Genomic DNA, 1,111 nt, shown 5'->3' with positions numbered 1-1,111 from the left:
TTTTGTGGCCTAGTACTAACAATTGGAGGTTTCCGCCAAAAAGTATGCCTTAATTAAAAAGGGCGCACAACCCTATTTGCTACCCGCCCAACCTTAGGGGGGCCGTCTGAGCGCCTTCGTTCCCGGCGTGGGAACTCCTGCCTTCGTTCCCGGCGTGCTTTTGGCCGGGATCAGTTCCAGTCGCCCATGCCGTCGCGGGCGCTGAACTCGCCCGTGGAGTTCTGCACGACGACCGGGTCGCCCTTCTGCGCGTTCTCGAAGAACCACTGCGCGTCGGCGGGGCTCACGTTCAGGCAGCCGTGGCTGACGTTCGAAACGCCCTGCTGGGCAACCGACCACGGCGCGGAGTGGACGAAGATGCCGCTGTTGGACAGGCGGGTGGCGTACTCGACCTCGAGCTTGTACCCCTCCGGATCGGTGGTCGGGACCCCGTAGGTGGAGGAGTCCATGATCATCTTCCGGTTCTTCTCACCCACGTAGTAGGTGCCGTTGGGCGTCTCGTGCTTGGGCTTGCCCATCGAGGTGGGCATCTCCCGGATCACCTCACCGTTGCGGGTGACGGTGATGGTGTGGGTGTCGTCGTCGGCGGTCGCGATGACCTCGTCGCCGATCTTGTACGCCACCTTGGTGCCGCCCGCCTCGACGGTGATATCGGAGTTGGCGGGCCAGAAGTTCTCGGGCCGCCAGCGCACCTGCTTGTCGCCGAACCAGTAGAAGTGGCCCTGGGTCGGGTTGCTGGAGGTGATCCGGATGGCCTTCTCGGCGGCGGCGTGATCGCCGACCGGCTCCTTGAAGTTGATGACGATCGGCTGGGCCACGCCGACGACCTCGCCGTCGCCCGGTCCGATATTGGGGGCGGCGAAATTGGCCGGCGGCAGCGCCGGTGGGTTCTTCAGCGGCGCGGCGCCCGGCTCGGGCTGCGGCTGCGGAACCGCGGCCGGCGCGCCGATCTCGGGGCCGCCGGGCCACAGCGGTGCGGCCGAGGCGGGGGCGAAGGCGATCGCGCCGGGGGGGGGCGCCCGCCCGGGGTTGGAGACCCAACCCAAGGTGCGGGGGGGCGCGGGCCCGCCCGGGGGGCCGCCAGGGGGGGTGGGGCCCGCCCGTGTGTGGA

At 68.4% G+C, this 1,111-nt stretch carries 1 protein-coding gene; it reads right to left on the bottom strand.

Annotated elements, in window-relative coordinates; all coding sequences use genetic code 11:
* Positions 1–170: 170 nt before the first annotated feature.
* A complete protein-coding gene (locus tag QH290_RS10575; protein WP_425303580.1) occupies positions 171–1,046 on the bottom strand; it encodes a L,D-transpeptidase in 876 nt (291 codons plus the stop codon).
* Positions 1,047–1,111 lie beyond the last annotated feature (65 nt).

This window comes from Nocardia wallacei (assembly GCF_029869545.1).
Taxonomy (GTDB): domain Bacteria; phylum Actinomycetota; class Actinomycetes; order Mycobacteriales; family Mycobacteriaceae; genus Nocardia; species Nocardia wallacei_A.
The sequence above is the reverse complement of the archived record's forward strand: the minus strand, read 5'-3'. Positions and strand labels throughout refer to the sequence as shown.